This window comes from Pseudoalteromonas sp. US3C1004 (assembly GCF_048401065.1).
Taxonomy (GTDB): Bacteria; Pseudomonadota; Gammaproteobacteria; order Enterobacterales; family Alteromonadaceae; genus Pseudoalteromonas; species Pseudoalteromonas undina.
Map to the genome: position 1 here is coordinate 188,307 of NZ_CP183074.1, position 25,536 is coordinate 213,842.

Sequence of the window (25,536 nt, forward strand, 5' to 3'; positions counted from 1 at the left end):
TATGTTTAAAACACCTTTAAAAGCGCTATTATTAGGGTCTGCTTTGCTTGCAACATCGTTTGCAAGCAAAGCTCAAAATATGCATGACAGCTGGAATGCATTATTAAACAAGCATGTTGTAGCTATTAATCATGGTCACAGCACTGAGGTTAATTACTCAGCAATAAAAGCTAAGCGCAGCGAACTTAAAGCTTATTTAGATTCGTTATCGGCTGTTACGCAAAATGAGTTTGATACATGGGAAAAACCTAAGCAGCTGGCGTTTTTAATCAACGCGTATAACGCCTTTACTGTTGAGCTGATATTAACAAAATACCCAGATCTTAAATCAATTAAAGATTTAGGCAGTTTTTTTAGCTCACCGTGGAGCAAAGAGTTTGTGCCATTACTTGATAAAACTCGCAGCCTTGATGATATAGAACATAATTTAATTCGTGGCAGTGGTAAGTACAACGACCCACGTATTCACTTTGCTGTAAATTGCGCCAGTATTGGCTGCCCAGCACTACGTGAAGAAGCCTACACAGCCACTGATTTAGAAAGCCAATTGCAAGAGCAAACGATGCGTTTTTTATCAGACATGACTCGAAATATAGCGCAAGATAACACGCTAACTATGTCTTCAATATTTAAGTGGTACGGCGATGATTTTGAACAAGGCTTTAAAGGCGCAAATACGCTACAGCAGTTTTTTATGCAATACCCTAAAGCACTAAAGCTGACACCCGCTCAGCAAAAAGCACTTAAAAATAACAACATGAAAGTTAAGTTTTTAGACTACAACTGGGATTTAAATGCTCGCCAATAAATTTTGGCAAACATTATCGCGATACAGCTTATGTTGTGTCGCGTTTTGTATTTGCCTTATTATTAGTTTTAAAAGCCTAGCAAGTACACAATTACAAAGCCGTTGGCAGCAAGTTGAAAAGTTAGGTAAAGACCAAAGCGTATATTTTTATGCTTGGGGCGGTGATGCGCAAATAAATGCCTATATTCAGTGGGCGGCTGAGCAAGTAAAAGCTAAATATAACATTGAGTTAGTGCATGTAAAGCTTAGCGACACCAGCGAGGCCGTTAGCCGCGTACTCGCTGAAAAATCAGCAAATAATCACACTCAAGGCAGTGTCGATTTAATTTGGATCAATGGCGCTAACTTTGCAGCTATGAGTAAACACGGGCTTTTACTAAAAGACTGGGCTGATAAATTGCCTAATTTTATTTACACCAATCCAGAAAACAATCCCAGCGTGTTGTTTGATTTTGGTTTACCCACTCAAGGAATGGAAGCCCCTTGGGGGCAGGCATCACTGACTTTTTATTACGATACGCTAGCAACGAGCTCTCCTCCTCAAACCCTTAATAAGTTATTGAGCTGGAGTAAAGCAAACCCAGGCCGATTTAGTTACCCCAAACCCCATGACTTTTTAGGGATGAGCTTTTTAAAATATGCATTAGTGGTATTACACCAACATAGCGATGCAATGCTACAAGCAAAACTATATCAACCAGCTAATGATAAAAACACAGCCCAAGTACTTGATCCGTTGTGGACGTTTCTAAATAAATTGCACCCTAATCTGTGGCGCAATGGCGAATACTTCATGCAAAGCGGTGTACAAATGCGCCGCTTAATAGACGATACCGAGCTTAGTATTGGCTTTACTTTTTCGGCACCAGAAGTACCGGCTGCGGTAAAGCGCTATGATTTACCAAAAAGTATAAGAAGTTATGCAATGGCCGATGGCAGCTTAAGTAACACTCACTTTGTCGCTATTCCTTATAATGCAAGCCACCAGCAAAGTGCGCAATTAGTGGCTGACTTTTTATTAAGCCCCGCAGCGCAAGCGCATAAACAAAAAACTACTATATGGGGTGACAAAACGGTATTAATTCAAACCAGCTTAAGCGCAGAGCAGCAGGGCTTATTTAAAACCGTACAGCCGCATCCTAGCGCACTGCCTCTAAATAGTGTTAAACGTACACTCAGTGAGCCACATCCGAGCTGGGTGGAGGCAATTAGTACTGGCTGGGAAACCCGTTATGGAACAAGCCAATGAGTAAGGTACTCCATTCAGCTGATTTATTCTCACGCCTAGTCAAAGTAACCCCTTACTGTTTGCTGGCACTGTTAACAATACCTGTATTAGGCGGCCTAATGGGAGTAATGTTGCCTGCCTTTGGCTGGGCGCCTGCCTTGAATAAAACCAACATGAGTTTGGCTGGGTTTAATGTTTTATGGGATACACCGGGGCTTTCACAAATGATAGGCCTGAGCATACGCACTGGACTAATTAGTACATTAATAGCGTTTGCGCTCATGATTATTATGCTGGCTGCATTTTTTAATAGTGTATGGCTAAAACGAATTGAATACGTATTGAGTCCCATACTGGTTATTCCCCACGCTGCAGCGGCAATTGCGGTCAGTTTTTTAATCGCGCCATCGGGATTATTTACGCGCTTATTTTCGCCTTGGTTAACGGGCTGGCAATTAGCACCTGAGGGCTCATTACCTTATGACGCTTTTGGCTGGAGCATTATTATTGGGCTTGTACTTAAAGAGCTGCCTTTTTTATTACTCATTGCATTGGGTATTTTAGCGCAGCCTGAACTTGGCAAAAAGCTACGAATGCAGCATCAAATTGCGGTTAATTTAGGTTATTACCCTATGGTGGCGTTTTTTAAAGTGGTGCTACCCAGTTTATACCCACTGTTACGTTTACCTATTTTTGCAGTACTTGCTTATGCCAGCGCCAGCGTTGAAATGCCACTCATTCTTGGCCCAAATACCCCTCCCACTTTAGCCGTTGCTATAATGCACTGGTTTAACGATGTAGATTTAAACCTGCGAATAAAAGCCTCGGCGGGTGCCCTGTTACAATTAGCGGTCACTGTTGGACTACTCTTAACGTGGCTATTGCTTGAAAAAATCATTGCTCTAGTTTTTAAGCAATCACTTATTAATGGCCGCCGCCAGTATGCACATCAATTGATCTGCACATTTACTCATGTTTTCACGAGTCTAATTTTAATTTTTATTGTTGCTGCGCTAATTGGGTTAGTGATGTGGTCAATAGCGGGCTATTGGCGTTTTCCGGATACCGTGCCCTCAAGCGTGGTATTTCTGCATTTTCAACATGCATTTACACAAATACATACTCCCTTGTTTAATACCTTAATAATAGGGGTAATAAGTACGCTGTTTGCTATCACTATGGTATTGCTGTGCTTAGAAGCCGAGCAGTTAAACACGAAACCCATGTCGAAATGGACACAGTTAATTATTTATCTTCCTTTATTAGTGCCCAGTATTGCGTTTTTATTTGGTATTGTGTGGTTACAACAACTGCTCAATAGCCAGCATGCCTTTTTTAATGTGATATTTGTGCACGTTTTATTTGTTTTACCGTATGTTTTTTTATCTATTGCCGATAGTTACAGGCGTTTAGACCCTCGATTAGCGCGCGTTGCCGCAAGCTTGGGGGCAAGTCCCTGCAAGGTGTTTTTACAGGTTAAATTGCCACAACTATTCGCCCCTATTTTAATCGCGATAGCGCTTGGACTGGCGATTAGTTTTGGCCAATATTTATCTACACTTTTAGCCAGTGGCGGGCGTATAAGTACCATTACCACCGAAGCCGTAACCCTTGCTAATGGCGCAAGCAGACGCACCAGTGCAGTTTACGCCATTTTACAAATGGCATTACCGCTAATTGGTTTTGGTGTGGCATGGGTGTTACCTAAATACTTTTTTAAAGCGCGCGCTTAACTATAAAACCATTAAGGCTATTTAATGCAGTCATCATTACACATCAAAGATTGTCAGCTTTACCGTCAAGGCGAGCTGTTACTAAGCTTAAACGAGCAAGTAAATGGCGGCGAAATACTCACCATTATGGGGCCATCGGGCAGTGGCAAGTCAAGCTTATTAAATTGGCTTACAGGCTGTTTGCCCAAAGACTTTAGGGCACAAGGCGAAGTATGGCTAAATGATCAAAATATAGATAACACACCCCCGCATTTACGCCATATTGGGGTGCTCTACCAAGACGCTTTATTGTTTTCGCATTTAACAGTGGCAGGAAATATTGCCTTTGCTATGCCCAAAGGCAATAAAAAGCAGCGTCTTGAAAAAATAGACCACGCTCTAGAACAAGTTGGCTTAACAGGATTGGCAGCCCGCCATCCCGACAGCCTATCTGGTGGGCAGCAAGCGCGTGTTGCACTGCTACGCATGTTGCTCAGCGAACCTAAAGCTATTTTACTCGACGAGCCTTTTAGTAAACTCGACACCCAATTGCGTGTTGATACCCGCGAACTGGTGTTTAGTCAAATACGCGAGCATAAATTGCCTGCCATTATGGTTACGCACGACCACAGTGACGCGGAGGCAACAGCTGGCAAAGTGATTACTTTAGGCACTGATGCTTAAAACCTGACTCATATTCAAGGCAATACGTATGTTAGATAAATTTGTTACCCCCATTATAAAGCCACTACTAACACCGGTTGTTATGCTCATTAATAAAAGCGGCATTACAGCTAATCAACTCACTGTTTTTGGTTTTTTAGTGGGTATGTTTGCCGTGCCTTTACTTGCCTTTGAAATGTGGTATGGCGCATTAATCGCCATTGCGTTGAATAGAATTTTAGATGGACTGGATGGCGCATTAGCCCGCTATGCTAATCAAAGTTCTAGCGCGGGTGGGTTTTTAGATATTACTCTCGACTTTTTATTTTACGCAGCGATTCCACTGGGCTTTATTTTGGCTAATCCAGCACAAAATGCCATTGCAGGTGCTATTTTACTGGCTACTTTTATAGGTACCGGTTCCAGCTTTTTGGCCTTTGCGATTGCCGCTGAAAAATTTAAACTCGACAAACTACAATTTAAATATAAAAGTTTTTACTACTTAAATGGCTTAACCGAAGGCACAGAAACCATTGCCTTATTTGTTGCCTTTTGTATTTGGCCGCAGCACTTTGCCATAATGGCCAGCTTATTTGCTGCAGCTTGCGCCATAACGATTTTCACCCGTATTTATGGCGGTTATCACACATTAAAACAACTAGAAGCTAATATCAGTAAAACGGAGGCTATCAATGGATAACGAATTATGGTGGCGGCTTGGATGTTTTGTAAGTATTTTAGTCATAATGATGCTGCTTGAGTGGCAAGCCCCTGCACGGCAATCGCCCATAAAAGCCACTAAACGTTGGGTTGCGAATTTTGGTCTTGTATTTACCTCTTCAGTGATTGCTCGGTTAGCGGTTCCTTTAGGGTTAACCGCCGCCGCGCTTTATAACCAAGAACATAGTATCGGTGTGTTTAATCAACTAACTATGCCTCTTTCAGTAGCAATTATACTTAGTCTGCTGTTGCTAGATATACTGATTTATTGGCAACACAGGTTATTTCATAAAATTCCAATTTTATGGCGTTTACACCGTGTTCACCATGCTGATGCGCACGTAGATACAAGCACTGGGCTGCGCTTTCACCCTATTGAAATAGGTCTTAGCATATTGATAAAGCTTGCCGCCATAACTGCTCTTGGCATGCCCGCCATTGCAGTACTTATATTTGAAATAACACTCAATGGGTTAGCACTGTTTAACCACGCAAATATTCGCTTGCCAAACGCAATAGAAAAACCACTGCGTTTAATCCTGATCACCCAAGCGCTGCACCGCATACATCACAGCCAAAACCCCGAAGAAACAAACAGTAACTTTGGGTTTAGTGTTACTTGGTGGGATAGACTTTTTGGCAGCTATAAATCACAGGCAAACCAGCCTGATAAACGTATTGCACTTGGTTTGAGCCAAGAACCAAACCCCGAACAAAATTCATCCTTGTGGCAATTGTTAATAATGCCATTTAAAAAATAGCAATACGGCTAATGAAAACGCCCATGTACACCTTTTAAACCTTTATTTATAACATTACTTGGGCGTTTAACCGTTCCTGTTAACAAAAACACCCTGTTAAAAGTAAATCAATTGTAAATTATTTAAACAAATTCTTGACCCAGTTAAAAATCCCCCATATTATTTGTAAGCGCTTACATTTATCACACATAAAAATGTAAGCGCTTACAAAAATGAAAAATCAACAAATACACTATATTCTGACAATAATCAGTTGAACGGGGTTCAGTTATGAACATTGAAACAACACGCATTACTCGCCTTTTGGCTGCTATCTCATTAGCAACTTTGGCTGGCTGTGGCGGCGATGCTGCAACAACATCCAATTTTGAAAAAGTAGATCCTGCCCAGCCAGTTTCAGATTGGCAAATGGTTTGGAGTGATGAATTTGATGGCACAAGCATTGATACAAACAAGTGGAACTTTGAATTAAACTGCGCTGGTGGTGGTAACAACGAAAAACAATGTTACACCGACAGTGAAGAAAACGCCTTTATAAAAGACGGTGTACTAAACATAGTCGCCTTACCTGCTGAAGAAGGCGCAGAAAAACCATACACATCAGCCCGTTTAAACACCCGTTACAACGCTGATTTTACTTATGGTCGTTTTGAAATGCGTGCAAAGTTGCCTTCGGGTCAAGGTAGCTGGCCAGCTTTTTGGATGATGCCAACTGATGAAGAATATGGTACTTGGCCGCGCTCTGGCGAAATTGATATTTTAGAAGCGGTAAATTTAAAAACAGTTGCTGAAGATGGCACCGTTGAAGCTAATATTCATGGCACACTTCATTATGGTCGCGAATGGCCAAATAACTCAAGTTCAGGTAAAGCGTATACATTCCCTGAAGGGATGAATCCTGCAGAAGATTTTCATACTTACGCGATTGAATGGCAAGAAGGCGAAATTCGCTGGTACGTAGATGGCTATTTATACGCCACACAACGTCGTTCTGAAGTTCGTTACAATTCAAAAGATGAACCTGTTGGCTTAAAGCATAAAGGTTGGTTTGCTGAATACTTTGAACAAGGTAGCGGCGAGCTAACAACGCATTGGGATACAGCACCATTTGATAAGGACTTTTACCTTATTTTAAACAATGCCGTTGGTGGTGATTGGCCTGAAAACGTAAATAACTTAGGCGTTGACGCTGCAGCATTTGCAGAAGGTCAAAGCTTTGAGATTGATTACGTGCGTGTTTACGAATGTGCCTCTAACCCAACCACAGGTAAAGGCTGTGAAACAGTCCGCCCAGGTTACGATAGCCTAGAAGATGCACTCGTTGAAGGTAAAGCCCCTGTACCTACTCCACCAAGTGATGGTGTTGCAAGAAACCTTGATATATTTAATGGCACATTAAACGCAAACTGGATCGCTTGGGATTGTTGTGGCGGAACCACACCAGAAACCATTACCGATGCTGACAAAGGCGACGTAATTAAGTTTAACATTAACGATAATAACGGTACGGTACTTGGTTTCTCTACCCGTGGCGGTCATTTTCCTGATGGCTTTGCAGGGTCATCGTCGCCATTTGACGCTTCTTTATTGCTTGATTTAAATGGCCGTGTATCATTTGATATGAAAGTAGTAACACCTCCAACATCTTCAACTACTTGGTTATTAAAAGCCGAAGCGGGTGATGGTGGTCCTAATACAGGCGATGTAGCCCTTAGCGATAGTACTGAAGGCGTAACACCGGTTACAGGCCAATGGCAAACCTATACATTCCCGCTTTCTTTACTACAAGAAAGAGGTTTAGATTTAAGTGCCATTGATGTTTTAATGGTATTCCCAGCATGGCAAACAGGTGAAGGCGCAGAATACTTAATTACCAATGTGGCTATTGAAGGCGACTTACCAAAAGTCGACCTTTTCAGTGATGAACAGAACCTAAATTGGCCAATGTGGGATTGCTGCGGTGGCTCAACGCCTGTTGAGGTAGTAGATGATGAAGAGCACGGTTTAACTGCTGAGTTTACTATTGGCGCAACAGCAACAGTAATGGGCTTTAATAGCCGTACAGCTGCAGGCGGAAGCGGTGAAGCATTCGATGCTACTTCAATATTAGAAAACGGTGTAATAGCGTTTGAGTTAAAGGTGATTTCAAAACCAAATAATCTTGATTCAGTTTGGACTTTCAAAGTGGAGTCTGATAACGGTAGCTCAGCTGTCGAAATTCCACTAACTGACAGCATTGAAGGTATAGAACCTACTGTTGGTGAATGGCAAACATATACCTTTACCCTTGCTGATTTAGCGGGTGCAGGTTTAGATGTTAGTGCGTTAGATGTAGTGATGATTTTCCCAGCTTGGGACACAGGTGAAGGCGCCGTTTATCGTGTAGATAACGCTTTCATTGGCGTTCCATAATTAAAAATCACTTAATGGTAGGTGCATATATGCACCTACTTATCGTAAAATTTAGTTAAAAGCAGAGCAATTATGAACACATTTAATTTTAAAAAAAGCCAATTAGCGGCTTCTGTGTCACTTATCATCACTGCAAGCACGCTTAATATCGCTCATGCAGCAGAACAAAATACTGTTGAACCTGAAATCGAAGTAATACAAGTTAAAGGTATTCGTGGTTCATTAATCCGCTCTATGGATATGAAACGCGATGCATCTGGGGTAGTCGATGCTATTTCTGCTGAAGAAATGGGTAAATTCCCCGATACTAACTTAGCAGAGTCACTACAGCGTATTACGGGTGTATCGGTGAGTCGTGCAAACGGTGAAGGTAGCCAAATTACAGTGCGTGGTTTTGGCCCATCATTTAACTTGGTAACACTTAATGGTCGCCAAATGCCTGGAACGGGTAACTCACGTTCGTATAATCTGGAAAACATTGCCTCAGAAGGTGTTAGTGCCTTAGAAGTATTTAAAACTGCTCGTGCTGATGTGCCCAGTGGTGGCTTAGGTGCGACGGTTAACATTTCAACAACTCGACCTTTACAAAGACCTGGCCAGCATTTTTCGGCAACAGCTAAAGCTATTCATGATTCATCAAATGAAGCGGGTAGCAATGTAACTCCGGAAGTATCAGCTATTTATAGTAATACCTTTAGCGATGAAATGTTTGGTATTGGTTTTTCTTTTTCGCATCAAGAACGCGACTTTCAAAAGCAAAGCGCCAATATTCAAGGTTGGCAAGCTAATGTCGACTTACCTACTCTTGCAGAAGGTGATTTTATTGATCCACGCGCAGTAGATGCGCAAGGAAATCGTGAAGGTAATCACTTTTTTGCAAAAGACATGAACTACGCAATTGAAGATTTACAACGCGAGCGTACTAATGGGCAAATCACACTGCAATTTGCACCCACAGATAATTTTGTAGCAACCCTTGATTATACAGCAAGTGAGGCTACAACAGGCTCAGAAACTCTCGGCTGGGGTATTTGGAACGACTTTGGTAGTAACATCAACGGCTACGAGTTAGATGAAAATGGCACAGCAATTTATGCAGATATAAGTGGTAACGATGCGTCATTTACCTCGAGTAAAAACACCACTGAAGTTAAAGCTCGTTCTATCGGCTTAAATTTAGATTGGCAAATTAATGAAACATGGCAAGTTGAGCTTGACTACCATGACTCTAAAAACGAAACGGATAACGGCGCAGACAAAGGTCTTGGTAGTGATGGGCAAGTTATTTTAGGTTCTGATCAGCTTGTAAATAAAATTTATGATTATCGCACTGGCGAAATTCCACATGCGCAAGTTAATTGGAAAAACGGTACCAGCGTATTAAGCCCTGGTGAAATTGATTCAAACTTTAGCCAGTTTATTCACTCACCGGGAGAATCCAATATTGAGCAACTTCAATTACATACAACATGGATAAACGATAGTTTTGACATTGGTTTAATTGAAGTTAAGTTTGGTGGTTCGCGTACAGAGCAAAATACTGGTGGTTATGAAGCATGGAGTGGCTTAGTTGGCGGCCCTGGTTTTAACCCTTCTTACACCGAGATATTCCCGGATGGCATGTTTACCCTTAATGACACTTCAGGACTATTAGACCAATTTGCCGGTGGTGGTAACGATTTACAACCTAACTATTACTATAGCTTTGATTTTGATGAAGCCGTAGCAAGACAAATGGCATACCTTACAGCTGATGTAACTGGTGGCGATGCCTATGCACCTAATGCCTACCTTGATGGTATTGACAGTCAAAGCGCTGTTGAAGAAATTACCAACAGTATCTATGTTCAATCGCGTTGGGAGTTTGAAGTTAGCAATTACTACATAAAAGTAAATGCAGGTCTACGCTATGAAGAAACCGATGTAAGTAGCTCTGTTCGTCAACGAGTAGAGCAACAAGTAAATTGGATCAGTGCTTCAGAGTGGATCACTCAATATGAAGCTGGCGGCGATGACAACTTCTTAGTTCAAGAAGGCAGTTACGATATTTTACTACCATCAATAGACCTAAGTGTTGACGTAACTGATGACTTAATTGCTCGCGTATCATGGGGTAAAACTATGTCGCGCGCTCCATTAGGTGATTTAGCTGGTGGTCGTAACCTAACAGGCAGCCCAAAACCGGGGTCACGAGTAGGTAGCCAAGGTAATACAGGATTATTGCCGTTTGAATCAACAAACCTTGATTTATCATTAGAGTATTACTACGCAGAGGGCAGTTATGCATCTATAGGTTACTTTAAAAAGGACGTTGATAACTTTATTCAAACCACCATTACTCCAACCACCATTGAAGGCTTACATGATATTTTAAATGGCCCACGCTATTTACAAGCGGTTAGTGATATTGAAGCTCGTGGTGATCAAGCAACAACCGATGCTATTTTTGCGCAAATGCTTGCAAATGGTGATGGCAATGCCAACGGACAAATTGAACCAAATAGTAATGATCCACTTATTACTTGGAACATTAGCCAACCACAAAATACCGATAGCAAATCAGTCGATGGTTTTGAAGTGGCAGTACAGCACTTAATTGGCGAGACAGGTTTTGGTGTCGGTGTAAATGCAACGTTTGTTGACGGCGATGTTGAATTTGATACAGACAGCCTAGACCAACAAGCTCCATTAACCGGCTTAAGTGATTCAGCTAATTTCCAAGCGTTTTACGAAAAAGAAGGTTTATCTGTAAAAGTTACTTATGCTTGGCGTGATGCATATTTAATTGGTGTAGGGCAAGCGCAAGGTTCTGCTGATGCACCACCACAATATGCTAAATCATATGGCCAATGGGATATGAGCGTAAATTATGACGTTAATGAAAATGTGACGGTATTCTTTGAAGGTATTAACCTTAATAATGAAACCGAGCAAGGCTATGGCCGTTACGAAGAGCAATTCTTATTTGCTCGCCAGTATGGTCCACGCTACGCAATTGGCGCACGCTATACCTTTTAATAAACCTAAGTAATTAAACAGTCAAAGCCGCTCATTGAGCGGCTTTTTTTATAACTGTTTAATTTTTTCTAATAGCTTATCGGTTGTCCAATCAATATCGTTATAGGCAATATCGGGTTTATAATAATCGCCCTTTCCTCTTGCTCTATTCACATACACTTTATTAGGCACTATCACTTTACCTAAACCTGAGGGTAACTCAGCTAATCGAACATCCATATACAGTGAGTCAGCACTGCTTGGCGCGCCAAATAACTGAGTGTTTGAAAACTGCTTAAATACATCAATGGCATCAAGACACGCACTTGCACACTGTGGCGGCACAATAACAAAAACCTGTGTTTTAAAGTCACTCTCTGGCACCGTGCTATCGCTTTGGTTTGGTTTACTTTGCGGCTCTTCGATGTAAAATAGCTTATTATTTTCAAGTGACTGCGCCATACCTGCAGCTATTTCTTTAAACTCTTTTTGTGCTTTAGGTTGATCTTTCAACACTTCAATTAATGATTTAACATGGCTAGTATTATCTTTTGACGCTCTCCACCAAACTCGGCTATTTTTTGAGTAGTTATCCATTTTTTGTTCAACAACTTGCTCACCCCACAACGCTTTTGCAAGCTTTAAGCTCCAATACGACGAACCACCTTGGTTATGACGAAGATCTAAAACCACCGTTTTTGCACTGAGTAACTTAGTACGTTGACTCGCCACTTTCTTATACAGGTTATTGTAATCATGAGTTTGCTTATCGTTATTTGCAAAACTGGGCATAGCAATCCACGCTATGTTTTGCGCAGGCCAAGTTAAATCGGTTGTAAGCTCATCCCCATTATAAGCATGTGTTAAATGCTTACTTACACTCTTTGGCCGAACAGACCAATCAAGGGTTTTACTGTAAGCTTGCCCATTAGCTTTAATAAATTGACATTCTTTTAGAGGTGTTAAAAATGGGTTGCCCTCATCAATTAGTAACCGCCAACCTTGCTGCCACCAATGCCCAGGTTGTGTAACCTGTCCATGAAATTTAAACACTCTTTGTCGCATTAACGTCTCGGTACTTTGCCCATCGCATCCACTTATCACATCACCTTTATTTATATTATCTGTTTCACTGTAATACACTTTTAATGCATCACCCCGCCAAACGGCACTAAAACCAGGCCAACGACGAGCAGGTCGTTCAACGCTTGAAAACACACCTGCATGACCATCTTGTAGCACAGTACTAAAACGCGCAATTGCCGCAACATGAACCTGTGGCCCGCTCGCTTTAGCAGACAGTGCAAGTGCTTCTGCTTTTGCTTGCTTTAATAGCTCAGGAAAGACTGGGTTGTTAACATCAAACATACCGGGGTGGTTTTTTGCCGAAATACTGTAAGCAGCTTCAATATCACGATCAGTAACACTGCGCCATTGCTCTGGTGTTTGAGGAGTAACTGCTAATTCTGCCATGCTCAAGGTAGGCGTAATTAATAAAGCACTCAATAAAGTACGGCTAACTATTTTTGTTTTTATGTTCATGAAAATCCATTTTAAATTAGGTTATATAATTACTGTAAACTCATTTGGTGGAACTAAAAATACCTTAAATCAAATAAGTATCAGCAAATTATTTTTATAGCAGTAACTTAACAACATTAAAAGCAGCTAACAACGAGTAAGATTTAAAATGAACTGGCTTTAAATTTAGAGCAACAGCTTACTTAGACGTTAGTTCAATTTTGGTTTGCAGTAGTGTTATGCGGGCGTTGAGTTTTCTAAAGCTATACTGTGAATAGAAAAAGTTTAAAAAGAAAGCAGCAAAACCTGAAAAAGCAAGCCCTATCAATGGGCTGAAATAAAACATTAACAACAAAACAATAACAGCCATCGCTATCGTAAGTCCCAAATAATGAGATGCACTAAATAACTTTCGGTAATTTTTTTCAAGCTGAACTATGTGAGAATCTATATCCATTAAAAATTTCCTTTTAACAAACCAACGTTAACTATCTTGAGCTTTAGGTAGCTACATAAGCAGCATCTAAAGAAGTCCATTCATTCCACTGCGCCTTTGTTAATCGATATAACTGTACGGCACGACCGTGAAATTCATGATTGCTATAATCTGTAAAGCCAATTTTCTTTGCAACTCTCAATGACGCAATATGCTCAGGTTCAATAATAACAACAACGGATTGATGAGTAGTTTGAGTAAACACATACTTTAAAACACTTTTAGCCGCTTCGCAGGCTAAGCCTTTATTCCAAAAATCGACCGCTAATCGATACCCTAAATTAGGCTCTTCGTTCCCCGCAACACTTTGTGGGGAAATACCACAAAATCCAATCAATAAATCGCTGTTTTTATCTATTAGTGCCCATGGGCCCAAATCATATGAATCGTAGCATTGTAAACACCACTTTATAAATTCACCAGTTGCGGCTTCATCGCACACACCACGAATTGAGTATTTCATTAATTCATCGTCACTAAGAATTTTACTTAATGCCGGCACATCATCAATTGAAAACTGCCGAATAAGCAATCTTTGGGTTTCACAAATTTTCACTCAAACCTCCTTGTAATTACAGCTAAAAACTTTCAAAAAAACCAAGTAATTAAGGTAGGTCTCTCAGTTATTTAGTTCTTTTTATGTTTTGAATGCCACATAAAGTATCCAAATAATATGCCTACTAAAGGAAATATTATTAAAGATGAAATGATTCCATCAAAAAAATCTTGCTCACCTGTAAGGTGCATGATTAATTGAAATAAAATAGCTGTAGGAATTCCCCAGCCTAAAGGACCTCTTAGTAAAATAAAACGTAATTTAGTATCGTTTATATTCATGAGTCTTCCTTAATTTATAAGCCCAAATAATGAGCTAAAATCAACACAATGCTGATGTATTTCTTAGATTGACAAGCCGAACGTTTAAACAAATGATAGGCACTAGTGATTGTTTTAAATTAATGCTATTGAAAAAACACTTAACCAACTTAATTGAATACCATAAGAGATACGTTGATAGGTACCAGGTTTACTTTGTGGTTTTATTGCTTTAGCCATAGCAAACAGATAATAAACTGTAGCGATAACAGAAACAATTGAAAAAACACGAAAGTATAGAGAGATAACTTCTGTGGTTGGACTAATAGCTATTAATATTGGTGCTACAACCAGCGAAAGTAACATAATAAAACCAGCCCAAGAATGTACCTTGCAGCTAAAAGTTGGATGTTTAGTAAATGGGTCAGCATCCATAGGAAAATAACCCGCAACCCAGGTACCAATACCATGCACTATAACTAACCAACCAGCAATATTAACCAATATAGAAACATTAGCCAATTGCGCCAAATACCAGCCAAAAAAGCAAAATAGAAAACCTAAAGGATAATTATTAATTAGCGGTGACAGTTTTTCAGTTGGGCTTCCTGTTGCACCTAATTCACTACAAAATTGTTTAGAATGGCTGTAACCTTTATAAAACCGACTTGCTACATAAACACCAATGAATATCCATAATGTGACTATTAACCCTGAATAAATCGCAATCGTTTCAAACATCACCATAATCCTTTTTGTGATTAATTCACTAAAGCCTTTTTAAACACAGAGGAGAAAATGAGCCGGCTTCGAGTGACGAGCAGCGAGATTGTGCAAACAGCCTGAACCTAGCCATAACAGCCCTGAGCTAGAACCTTTAATCTACTTTTTCAACCCAGCGCCTTATTACCCTCTTTGTGCATGATTCACTGAGGTTTTATTTCGCCTCATTAATAAATCATTTCTTTATTATTATAATTAACCACTAATCAAATGCTATCAGTATTAGTTTTAAAAAAAACAAAGCGCTACAACAATGCAGCGCTTTCATTACTTATAGGTTGTTTGTTTAAACTAAAACGCCTTATTAAAAGAAGCCAAGGGGATCTTCGCTGTAACTTACTAATAAGTTTTTAGTTTGTTGGTAATGATCGAGCGCGAGTTTGTGCGTTTCGCGGCCTATACCAGACTTTTTATAACCGCCAAACGCAGCGTGTGCTGGGTACATATGGTAACAGTTGGTCCATACGCGACCGGCTTCTATTTTGCGACCAAAGTGATAAGCGCGGTTCATATTACGGCTCCATACACCTGCGCCTAAACCAAATTCTGAGCTGTTAGCCAATTCGAGCGCTTCGGCTTCGTCTTTAAAGGTCGACATTGAAATAACGGGGCCAAAAATTTCTTCTTGGAACACGCGCATATCGTTAGTGCCTTTTAATAAAGTAGGTTGAATGTAATAGCCACCATTTAGCTCATCGCTAAGTTGCTCAACATGACCGCCACTGAGTACTTCAGCACCTTCTTGTTTGCCAATATCAATGTAACTTAAAATTTTATCAAACTGTGCTTTAGAGGCTTGCGCACCTACCATGGTTTCGCTGTCTAGCGGGTTACCGCGTTTAATTTGCTTGGTACGTTTTAAAATGCGTTCTATAAATTGCTCATAAATATCTTCTTGAATGAACAAGCGTGATGGACAAGTACATACTTCACCTTGGTTAAAGTAGGCAAGAATGGCGCCCTCAATTGCTTTATCTAGGTATGAGTCGTCTTTTTCCATAACATCGTTAAAGAAGATATTAGGTGATTTTCCCCCAAGTTCTACCGTTGAAGGAATAATATTTTCAGCTGCGCATTTTAAAATATGTGAACCCACAGGGGTTGAGCCTGTAAAGGCAATTTTAGCTATACGCGTATTAGTTGCCAGTGCTTCACCAGCTTCTTTACCAAAGCCATTTACTACGTTTAGCACGCCGCCGGGTAGTAAATCACCAATAATTTCCATTAATACTAATATTGAGGCGGGTGTTTGCTCAGCAGGTTTAAGTACCACACAGTTACCAGCTGCAAGTGCAGGTGCTAGTTTCCATGCAGCCATTAAAATTGGAAAGTTCCACGGAATAATTTGCCCTACAACACCTAATGGTTCATGAAAATGATACGCCACCGTGGTTTCGTCTATTTCACCAATACTGCCATCTTGAGCACGCAAGCAACCGGCAAAGTAACGAAAGTGGTCCGCAGCAAGTGGAATATCCGCCGCGAGGGTTTCGCGAATGGCTTTACCGTTATCCCATGTTTCGGCCACTGCAAGTAGCTCTAGATTTTGTTCAATGCGATCAGCAATTTTTAATAAAATATTACTGCGCTCGGTAACTGAGGTTGTGCCCCACTGCGTTTTTACGGCATGCGCTTTATCAAGCGCCAAATTAATATCGTCTTTGTCAGAGCGGGGAATTTTACAAAACACTTTGCCATTTACAGGGCTAATATTCTCAAAGTATTGACCATTAACGGGTTCAACCCACTCGCCGCCAATATAGTTACCATACTGCTGTTTAAATGTGATGAGTGCGTCTGCTGTGCCTGGATTTGCGTAAATCATATGTGTGTTCTCTTGTTGTTGTTAGCTAAAAGTCTAAGCCGAAATACCAGCAACTTGTTAGAGTAATGTAGCTAGTTGCTTTATATTTAATCGGTATTGATTGACATTAGACTATTAAGCGCTTAAAAACTTGATTAGCAGTCCAAAAAAATTGTCTGTGAGTCCAAACGATTTAATCATTAAAAAGGCTGATTATGTATTCGTCACAGTTAAATAAAAAACGCCAACAACTTGATGTACTTATTGAAAACAAAGTGAGCTTTGCTGCCGACAACAGCGAACTGAGTATTTATGATACTTATAAAAGTGCGCAAAAAGTGGCGCTGCATTCAAACGAATTACTGTTTTGTGCCATGCTCAGTGGCAAGAAAATTATGCATGTTGAGAATAGTCATTATCATAAAGCGTTTTTACCCCACGAATCGTTTGTATTAGCGCCCGAGCAAGGGGTGCTGATTGATTTTCCACAGGCAACTCTCAACTCACCTACCACCTGTTTAGCGATTGAAATCAGCACAGATAAAATAACCAATGTGGCTAATGCGCTTAATATGCAGCAAAACTTTGCTAGTGATACCTTATTTGAATACAGCCCTAATTTAGTGCATACCCAACATAATGCGCAAACTCAGCAGCTATTAGAGCGAATGGTGCATTTATTTAGTGAGCAAGGCGCCGAGCGACACTACCTAATTGATTTATCGTTAAACGAATTGATCACCCGTTTACTGCAACAACAAAGCCGCGATTTATTAATGGCCAACTGCGATAAACTGCGTCTAAAAAGTAACGTGAGTGATGCACTGCAATACATTGAAGAGCATTTAAGCGACACACTCGACATAGACACATTATGCAAAATAACTTGTATGAGTCGTAGTAAGTTTTACCAGCAATTTAAACTCGCTTTTGGCACCAGCCCTGCGCTTTGGCAGCAACAACTTAGGCTTAAAAAAGCCCGCACGCTTTTATTAGAAGGCCAAGCTATAAGTAAAGTGTGCTACGACCTTGGTTTTAATAGCGCCAGTCATTTTAGCCGTTTATTTAAGCAAACCTTTGGGATTGCACCTAAACAGTGTCGGCATTAACTCAATGCAACAGTTTTTGTTATATTAAACAGCCTAATATGTTAATTTACTAATTTCCTGCTAAGTAGTAATGAGTCGCTGATGAGTAAACCCACCCGCTGGACATTAAAAAGTATCGCCAAAGAGTTAGGTGTGTCTAATGCTACGGTATCAAATGCGTTTAATCGCCCTGATCAACTCTCGGCTAAACGACGCGAAGCCATACTTAAAGCTTGCAAAGAGCTCGGTTATTATGGCCCTAATAAAGCGGCGCAATCTTTGCGAAGTGGCACATTTAATATTGTTGCTTTAGTGCTGCCAGATAGCGTGGAATATATGGTGTCAGACCCTGTCGCCAGTAGCTTTATGCGTGGTGTAACCTCAGTGCTTGAAAAAAACGGCATTAATGTTTTATTGTTTTCAGGCAATAGCGACAATCTCAATAACGTTGTTGATTTTGTTGATGGCTTTATTTGTTATGGTCGCCCGCGAAATAAAGCACTGGTAGAGCAACTAAAAACAGTACAAAAACATGTGGTTACTGTGGATTTTGATATTGCCCGCAACGCATCAATTAACATAAACAACGAACAAGCCAGTTACGAAATAGCCAAACATGTTTTGCACAGGGCAACTGATAACGTGGCAATATTGGGCTTGAGATTACTCGATGAAAATGTATTGTGCCGAGTTTACGAACATCATGAGTTTGAAACGGGTCAATCTATTTCTCACCAACGCTTACGAGGTTATCAGCGTGCGTTAAATGAAGCGAATGTAACGGTAGCCGACGACCGCATTTGGAATATTCCTGAAAGTAGCGAGCGTTTTGCCAGCATAGCTGCAAAAGAAGTATTAAACGCCTCACCACGCCCTGATGTGATTATATGTATGAGTGATTTAATCGCCCTCGCCACCATGCGAGAAGCAATAAAACAAGGGATAAAAATAGGGAATGAGATACGTATTGTTGGATTTGATGGCATAGAAGAAGCAGCCCGTTTTGTGCCTCGCCTTACGACTATTCATCAAAATAGCCAAGAAAAAGGTGTAATAGCTGCTAACTTATTTATTTCTAAAGAAGAAAAACAACACGAAGTAGGTTACGCACTCGATATTGGTGCAAGTAGCTGAGTGCTGTTAGTAGCGCAGATAAAAAAGCCAAGCTTAAGTTGCTTGGCTTTTTGGTTTTCAACAAATAAAGCTATTTAAACTAATAAACTTTGTAAGTTTAAAGTGGTTTCTTGAGCACCATTAACCTGTGTAATAAGTGCGGTACGACTTGTAAAATCAATACTCAAAGAAATTGACTGTTGTTCAAGCTTCCACATTAAACAACATACATTTTCGCCACCTTGAGCAGTAAATTCACCAGCAAATGCAGGGTGTTCATTACGTATTTTAATTAACGCTATTAATCCTTTTACTACCGGCTTATTTAGCGCTTCATCTATTTTAGCGGCATCTAAATAAGGGCGATTAATATCACGACCAACGTTCGTGCTCGCCAGAAGCTCCATATCATTTTTGCAAGCAAATAAACCACCGTAATATACTTGTGGTACACCCGGTGCAAAAAATTGAATGGCGCGAGATAATAAGTAATCAAAATCATTTGCGCCCAATGCATCGTAATACGTACAGTTAACTTGATATAGGTCGACGTTACTTGCAGCTGCACCTGTTGCTTTACGGCTCTGGTTATTGCTGTTGGCATGCATGGTTTCTACTAGATTATCTATTTGAGATGCGTTCAACAGCCCAGGTTTATCGCCCATTGGACCCGCGTCAATAATGCCAATGCCATCATGGGTGTCTAGTACAGTTAAACAGTTACGCGGTGAAATTTGTAACCACTTAAGCAGTGCGTCTACGTCATTATTAAATAAGCTATGTAAAATAAGCGGTGGTAGGGCAAAGTCGTATACCATGTTTACGCGCTTAGCCACGTCAACTTGAGTTTGATAATGACTATGAATTTCAGCAATGGTTTCCATGCCTAAATCATTTGCCTGCTTTGAGAGTTTATCTAAATAGGCAAATGTTTCATCGAGCATAAAACAGTTAGTACCTGCTTGCTTAATGGCGTAACCCGCTGCATCTAAACGAATAATGTTTACGTTGTTAGCAGAAAATTTAGTAAGTACGTTATTTAAATAGGCAATGCCCGCTTCTACTTTTACATTTATATCAATTTGGTTGTCGGTAAAGGTGGTCCAAAAATCATACGTTTGACCATCACCGCATTTCATTGGTGTAAAACAGCTTCCAGGCCGTGGACGGTAAATGGCTTGTTGTTCTTGGTTGCTCATGCCATTGGGGAATACGTCTTCTTTAGTTAAAAATAAATCCCAAAACTCAGAGACTTTGCCTTTGGCCAGCACATCCTGAAATTGAAACGATTGCGCCGATACATGGTTCACTATTAAATCGGCCATTAAATCATGGTCTTTTCCAAGTGCTTGAATATCTGACCAAGTTCCTATTCGGGCATCAACTTCACTGTGATCAATTGGGTCAAAACCTGCATCGCTACCATCTATTGGGTTATAAAATGGTAATAAGTGTACCCCTGCAAAAACGTCTTTAAGTGGACCCTTTAGAAGTGCTGTTAATGCGTTTATATCTTTACCGGTGATTCGATCAGCGTATGTGATCAATTGAACTTTATTCTTCATCATGTGTGATTACCAAGTTGAAACTTAATCGATTAAGATATATCTTTAACTAGCAAGTAAGAATTTACAAGTAATTTTTAAATATTTTACATACAAATATCGTGGCTCGATTAATACTACAATAAGTTACTGACAACTTAATGTGTGTTACCAAGCATTTAACGAGGAAAAGCAAATGACAAAATCACACACACACGTAAGCAGCGATCCGTTGCAACAAATTCGTTGGCTCACATACATGATGTTTTTTATGTTTGCCATGACCTCTGACGCCGTTGGCATGATCATTCCCGAACTCATAAGCGATTTTGGATTAAGTATGACCCAAGCCAGTGCGTTTCATTATGCGCCTATGGCCATGATTGCAATAAGTGGATTATTTCTAGGCTTTTTAGCCGATAGCCTTGGCCGTAAAAAAACGATTATGCTTGGTTTATTAATATTCTCTGCAAGTTGTTTTTTGTTTGCGATTAGCAGCAGCTTTATATTTTTTGTTTTTTTACTGTGCTGTATTGGCCTTGCCATTGGTTTATTTAAAACCGGTGCACTGGCGCTTTTAGGCGATATTTCTAATAGCAACGAAGAACACACCAAAACCATGAATAAAGTAGAAGGTTTTTTTGGCATTGGAGCCATTGTTGGCCCTGCTTTAGTTGGCGTGCTGCTGGTTCAAAATGTAAGTTGGACTTACCTTTACATCATTGCTGGCATTATGTGTTTGATTTTGGCATTGCTTGCTTGGCGTGCCGATTACCCTGCTGTGGTAAAAAGTACAGATAAGCCAGCCTCACTAAAAACGACTATAAAAATGGTTAAAAATCCTTATGCACTGGGTTTTTCACTTGCAATTGCTTTATATGTTGCCACCGAAGTCGCCATATACGTGTGGATGCCTACTCTGCTAAAAGATTACACTGGCTCATGGCCGCTGCTGGCCACTTACGCACTTACAATCTTTTTTGTGTTACGTGCTGCAGGGCGTTTTATTGCGGTATGGTTACTGAATAGGTTTAGTTGGCAAGGAGTTATGGCTTACTTAAGCTTTGGCATTGCGCTGTGTTACGTTGGCACTCTTTATGGCGGCGTTGATTGGGCTGTGGCTTTATTACCTCTCTCAGGTTTATTTATGTCGATGGTCTACCCTACTTTAAACTCTAAGGGAATATCGTGTTTTCCTGTGCATCAACACGGTGCAGTAGCCGGCGTTATATTATTTTTTACCGCACTGTCAGCCGCCTTAGCACCTTTATTTATGGGTATGATCAGCGATTACTTTGGACACGTACGCTACGGTTTTTATTTAGCTACGGGTTTTGCAGTCATATTATTTTTGGCTATGCTATTTAATTATATTCGTGACCCATCAGCAGCAGCATTAGAGCAAAGTAACTTAGTCGCTGAGTAAACAAACAACTTTTAATGCTATAAAAACATTATAAAAATCAATGTTTGAGTAAAAAAAAAGCAAATAATTAACAAAATAATTTGCTTATTGTAAAAACTTTGTTATTTTTACTTAATCGATTAAGTAAAAATAACAACTTCCCTTTGGGTTTAAAACGAGGCGTTCACATGACAACACACAACACACCTTTATATCTGATCAGTGCTTTAGCGCTCGCCGTTAGCCAAGGCGTTAATGCACAACAACAAGAGCAAAATACACAAGCGCAAGCTAACAAAGGGCTAGAAACAATTGTTGTTACCGGTGTTCCCCGCAGTACAACGATAATGGCGTCAAGTTCTTCTGTAAGCAGTGTGTCGCTTGAGCAAGTTGAGGTGTCTACGCCTCGCTCTACTGCTGAGGCATTTAGAATTATTCCTGGGGTTCGCTCAGAATCAACCGGCGGTGAAGGTAACGCCAACATTGCAGTACGTGGTTTACCGGTTGCCTCTGGTGGTGCTAAATTTTTACAGCTTCAAGAAGATGGCTTACCTGTTTTACAATATGGCGATATTGCATTTGGTAACGCTGACATTTTTATGCGCTTAGATAACACAGTGCAAACCATTGAATCTATTCGTGGTGGTTCAGCCTCTACCGCAGCAAGTAATGCACCGGGTGGCATAATTAATTTCATTTCAAAAAATGGCGAAAACGAATCGGGCAGCGTATCAACTACACTTGGCCTAGATTACGATACTATTCGAACTGACTTTGAATATGGCACCTATTTAAATGACACTGTACGCTTTCATGTTGGTGGTTTTGTACGTCAAGGTGAAGGCCCACGTGAAACAGGTTACACATCAAATAAAGGTGGGCAAATTAAAGCCAACCTGACCAAAGATTTTGAAAATGGATACGTGCGTCTTTATTACAAACATTTAGATGATAAAAGTGTTGGCTACTTACCTATGCCAATGTATGCAAATGGTGACTCAATTCCTGGGTTTGACGCACAATCAGATACCCCGCATTCAGCATTATTTACTAAAACAGTGCGCTTAAACGGCGAAAACCAAATAAGCAACGGCGATATTCGTGATGGTATGAATCCCCAAGTTGACTCAATTGGTTTTGAGGCTGTATTTGATTTAGACAACGATTGGCGTATTGAAAACCGTTTTCGTAAATCATCTGTAAGCGGTAATTTTAATTCATTGATCCCAGCTGAAGTTGGCGATGCATCAGCTATAGCGCAAAGTATTGGTGGTGTGGGTGCAACGCTTAGTAATGCGACCACAGGTGCTGCATTTAACGATGATTTAGCCATGCGTATTCATACGTTTGACGTAACCATGAATGACTTTGACTCAATTGTTAACGACTTCAAACTGACTAAATCGCTAAGCGATGATACTAGCGTTACTTTTGGCTATTATGCGTCAACCCAAAATATTGCCATGTCGTGGTTATGGAATTCCTACCTAATGGAGCTCAAAGGTGATAACGCTGCGCTGTTAAATGTAACAGCCGCCGATGGGACTGAATTCTCTGAAAATGGCTTATACGCTTATGGCACGCCTTTTTGGGGTAACTGTTGCCAACGTGATTACGACACAGAATACGACACTCGTGCACCCTATGTTGCATTTTCAACTAAGGTGGGTGACGTAAGTATTGATGCTAGTGCCCGTTATGACAGCGGTGAAGCACGTGGTAACTATGCAGGCGCGGTTACCTCAACCGTTGATATGAATCGCGACGGTGTGATTTCTGTTCCTGAACAAAATGTTGCAGGTATTGACCTTGCAAATGCCAGCCCTGTTAATTACGACTGGGATTACGCATCATATTCAATTGGTGCCAATTACCAAATTGACTCAAGCCTTGCAACGTTTGCACGATTGAGTAAAGGCGGTCGCGCCAATGCTGACCGACTTTTATTTGGTAAAGTTCGCGCCGATGGCTCAGTAGCCGATGAAGATGCCGTTGATGAAGTAAACCAGTATGAGTTTGGTATTAAAAAGCGCTTTGATTCACTGTCAGTTTTTGCCACGGCATTTTATGCACAAACTGAAGAGCAAAACTTTGAAGCGACATCACAAACCTTTTTTGACCGCGAATATGAAGCAAAAGGGATTGAGGTTGAATCAACCTACTTTATTGATGCATGGGATTTTCGTGGTAATTTAACGTGGACAGACGCTGAAATTGCAAAAGATGCACTTACCCCTGAAGTGGTTGGTAATACGCCTCGTCGCCAAGCTGATTTAATTTACTCATTAATGGCACGTTACACTTATGAAAAAGGCTCTGCAGGCCTAAGCTTTATTGGTACTACCGATGCCTATGCTCAAGATAATAACGATCTTAAGTTTGATGGTTACACTCAAGTAAATGGCTTTGTAAGCTACGATTTATCAGAAAATCTTAATATTGCGTTAAATGTAAATAACCTATTCGATACGGTAGGTATTACTGAAGCAGAAGAAGGCTCAATACCTGATAACAACATTATACGCGCACGTGCTATTAATGGCCGTACAACGTCATTGACGTTTAAATACGCGTTTAACTAACCAACTTTAGTGTAACAATCGCTGAAGCTATGTTTGTTCAGCGATTGTTACACTAGTTTTAATAATTCTCCCTTGAATTTTGACCTAGCCATGCTAGGTTTTTTAGGATTTACACTATGACCAAATTACTTAGCCTTGGTGAACTGCTTATTGATATGCTGCCTCAAGACTCTCAAAACAGTGCTTATTTGCCCATTCCAGGAGGTGCTCCAGCTAATGTGGCAGTAGGTTACGCAAAGCTCGGCGGCAAAGCTGCGTTTTGTGGCGGTATGGGAGATGACTATTTTGCTAAACAATTAACTAATGCGCTTGAGCAATATAACGTAGATACTGAGTATTTATTTACCATAGAAGGCGCGCAAACAGCTATGGTTATTGTCAGCCTAGATGAAAGCGGCGAACGCAGCTTTAACTTTTATCGTCATCAAACAGCCGATTTACTGTTAACGAATGAGCATTTAAAGCGTATTAATTGGGATAAATTGAGTACCCTACACTTTTGTTCAAACACCTTAACCAATACAGCTATAGCAAAAACTACTGTGTGTGCTTTAAAGCAGGCTAAAAACAACCAAAAAATCGTTAGCTTTGATGTAAATTTACGCTACAGTTTATGGCAAAATAGCAATGACATTGAGCAAAACGTGCATGCATGCTACGCGTATTGCGATATTGTTAAGCTCTCACGTGATGAGTTAAATTTTTTAGCAACGCAACGCCAACAATCAGCTGATGCCTACTTACAATCACTGCTTGAATTAGGCGTCAAGCTGGTGTTTTTAACCGATGGTCCAGCACCAGCGACTGTTTACCATAACGCTTTTACCCTGAGTGAAGCAGCTCCAACAATTACCGCTGTAGATACCACCAGCGCCGGTGATGCTTTTATTGCTGGCGTACTGTACTACTTAAACCACAGCGATAATGCAGTGCCACTTACTGATAAGCTAAATGATGAGTCAATAGTAAAAAAAGCGCTTCACTTTGGTCTTCGCTGTGGCTCAAAAGCATGCTTAGCTAAAGGCGCTTTTCCTGCGCTTCCCACGCAACAAACACTGTCAAAATAAACTAAGGTACTTACAA

At 40.5% G+C, this 25,536-nt stretch carries 20 protein-coding genes; 13 read left to right on the forward strand and 7 right to left on the reverse strand.

The features are described from left to right. The first annotated feature begins 1 nt into the window (after position 1). From ACNSN3_RS16245 to ACNSN3_RS16280, 8 genes are all read left to right on the forward strand, one after another. Entirely contained in the window at positions 2-808 is an 807-nt protein-coding gene (locus tag ACNSN3_RS16245) for a DUF547 domain-containing protein (RefSeq protein WP_418609624.1), read from the forward strand. Continuing rightward, a complete protein-coding gene (locus tag ACNSN3_RS16250; RefSeq protein WP_418609627.1) occupies positions 795-2,057 on the forward strand; it encodes an ABC transporter substrate-binding protein in 1,263 nt (420 codons plus the stop codon). Before ACNSN3_RS16245 ends, ACNSN3_RS16250 begins: the two co-directional genes overlap by 14 nt. Further along, entirely contained in the window at positions 2,054-3,769 is a 1,716-nt protein-coding gene (locus ACNSN3_RS16255) for an ABC transporter permease (RefSeq protein ID WP_418609630.1), read from the forward strand. Before ACNSN3_RS16250 ends, ACNSN3_RS16255 begins: the two co-directional genes overlap by 4 nt. A 24-nt stretch (positions 3,770-3,793) precedes the next feature. Next, a complete protein-coding gene (locus tag ACNSN3_RS16260; protein ID WP_013463030.1) occupies positions 3,794-4,432 on the forward strand; it encodes an ATP-binding cassette domain-containing protein in 639 nt (212 codons plus the stop codon). 28 nt (positions 4,433-4,460) lie between these two features. Next, entirely contained in the window at positions 4,461-5,111 is a 651-nt protein-coding gene (locus ACNSN3_RS16265; RefSeq protein WP_418609633.1) for a CDP-alcohol phosphatidyltransferase family protein, read from the forward strand. Next, complete coding sequence (locus ACNSN3_RS16270) at positions 5,104-5,892, forward strand: sterol desaturase family protein (protein WP_418609635.1); 789 nt, start codon at positions 5,104-5,106, stop codon at positions 5,890-5,892. The genes ACNSN3_RS16265 and ACNSN3_RS16270 overlap by 8 nt, the downstream gene beginning before the upstream one ends. Before the next feature lie 270 nt (positions 5,893-6,162). Next, positions 6,163-8,304 (forward strand): family 16 glycosylhydrolase, encoded by a 2,142-nt coding sequence (locus ACNSN3_RS16275; protein ID WP_418609637.1) that lies wholly within the window; start codon positions 6,163-6,165, stop codon positions 8,302-8,304. 72 nt (positions 8,305-8,376) lie between these two features. After that, the gene (locus ACNSN3_RS16280) at positions 8,377-11,322 is read left to right on the forward strand and encodes a TonB-dependent receptor (RefSeq protein WP_054201351.1); all 2,946 of its coding nucleotides are present in this window, start codon (positions 8,377-8,379) and stop codon (positions 11,320-11,322) included. 48 nt (positions 11,323-11,370) lie between these two features. Here ACNSN3_RS16280 and ACNSN3_RS16285 read toward each other — a convergent pair whose 3' ends face one another. From ACNSN3_RS16285 to ACNSN3_RS16310, 6 genes are all read right to left on the reverse strand, one after another. Beyond that, on the reverse strand, positions 11,371-12,843 hold the full coding sequence (locus tag ACNSN3_RS16285; protein WP_138595748.1) for a S41 family peptidase: 1,473 nt from the start codon (positions 12,841-12,843) through the stop codon (positions 11,371-11,373). Between the two features lie 178 nt (positions 12,844-13,021). Then, positions 13,022-13,279 carry a hypothetical protein gene (locus ACNSN3_RS16290; RefSeq protein ID WP_418609639.1) on the reverse strand — a complete coding sequence of 86 codons (258 nt, stop codon included), beginning with the start codon at positions 13,277-13,279 and terminating at the stop codon, positions 13,022-13,024. Between the two features lie 43 nt (positions 13,280-13,322). Next, a complete protein-coding gene (locus tag ACNSN3_RS16295; protein WP_418609641.1) occupies positions 13,323-13,874 on the reverse strand; it encodes a GNAT family N-acetyltransferase in 552 nt (183 codons plus the stop codon). Between the two features lie 71 nt (positions 13,875-13,945). Beyond that, positions 13,946-14,155, reverse strand: a complete 210-nt coding sequence (locus ACNSN3_RS16300) for a hypothetical protein (protein WP_054201355.1) — start codon at positions 14,153-14,155, stop codon at positions 13,946-13,948. A 114-nt stretch (positions 14,156-14,269) separates the two neighbouring features. Further along, on the reverse strand, positions 14,270-14,875 hold the full coding sequence (locus tag ACNSN3_RS16305; RefSeq protein WP_418609643.1) for a DUF998 domain-containing protein: 606 nt from the start codon (positions 14,873-14,875) through the stop codon (positions 14,270-14,272). A gap of 346 nt (positions 14,876-15,221) precedes the next feature. Continuing rightward, the gene (locus ACNSN3_RS16310) at positions 15,222-16,742 is read right to left on the reverse strand and encodes an aldehyde dehydrogenase family protein (RefSeq protein WP_010389285.1); all 1,521 of its coding nucleotides are present in this window, start codon (positions 16,740-16,742) and stop codon (positions 15,222-15,224) included. A 194-nt stretch (positions 16,743-16,936) separates the two neighbouring features. Here ACNSN3_RS16310 and ACNSN3_RS16315 point away from each other — a divergent pair, with 194 nt between their 5' ends. Continuing rightward, a complete protein-coding gene (locus ACNSN3_RS16315; RefSeq protein ID WP_010389287.1) occupies positions 16,937-17,830 on the forward strand; it encodes an AraC family transcriptional regulator in 894 nt (297 codons plus the stop codon). Positions 17,831-17,911: 81 nt separating this feature from the next. Further along, positions 17,912-18,943 (forward strand): LacI family DNA-binding transcriptional regulator, encoded by a 1,032-nt coding sequence (locus ACNSN3_RS16320; RefSeq protein WP_418609646.1) that lies wholly within the window; start codon positions 17,912-17,914, stop codon positions 18,941-18,943. 74 nt (positions 18,944-19,017) lie between these two features. Here the strand turns inward: ACNSN3_RS16320 and gtfA are convergent, their stop codons facing one another. Continuing rightward, the gene (gene gtfA / locus ACNSN3_RS16325; protein ID WP_418609648.1) at positions 19,018-20,490 is read right to left on the reverse strand and encodes a sucrose phosphorylase; all 1,473 of its coding nucleotides are present in this window, start codon (positions 20,488-20,490) and stop codon (positions 19,018-19,020) included. 172 nt (positions 20,491-20,662) lie between these two features. Between gtfA and ACNSN3_RS16330 the strand changes: the two genes are divergently transcribed. The 3 genes from ACNSN3_RS16330 (at position 20,663) to ACNSN3_RS16340 (ending at position 25,520) form a co-directional block, all read left to right on the forward strand. After that, on the forward strand, positions 20,663-21,892 hold the full coding sequence (locus ACNSN3_RS16330; protein ID WP_055011497.1) for an MFS transporter: 1,230 nt from the start codon (positions 20,663-20,665) through the stop codon (positions 21,890-21,892). Positions 21,893-22,059: 167 nt separating this feature from the next. Beyond that, positions 22,060-24,453 (forward strand): TonB-dependent receptor, encoded by a 2,394-nt coding sequence (locus tag ACNSN3_RS16335; RefSeq protein WP_418609650.1) that lies wholly within the window; start codon positions 22,060-22,062, stop codon positions 24,451-24,453. A gap of 116 nt (positions 24,454-24,569) precedes the next feature. Beyond that, on the forward strand, positions 24,570-25,520 hold the full coding sequence (locus ACNSN3_RS16340; RefSeq protein ID WP_109875137.1) for a carbohydrate kinase family protein: 951 nt from the start codon (positions 24,570-24,572) through the stop codon (positions 25,518-25,520). Positions 25,521-25,536: the final 16 nt, after the last annotated feature.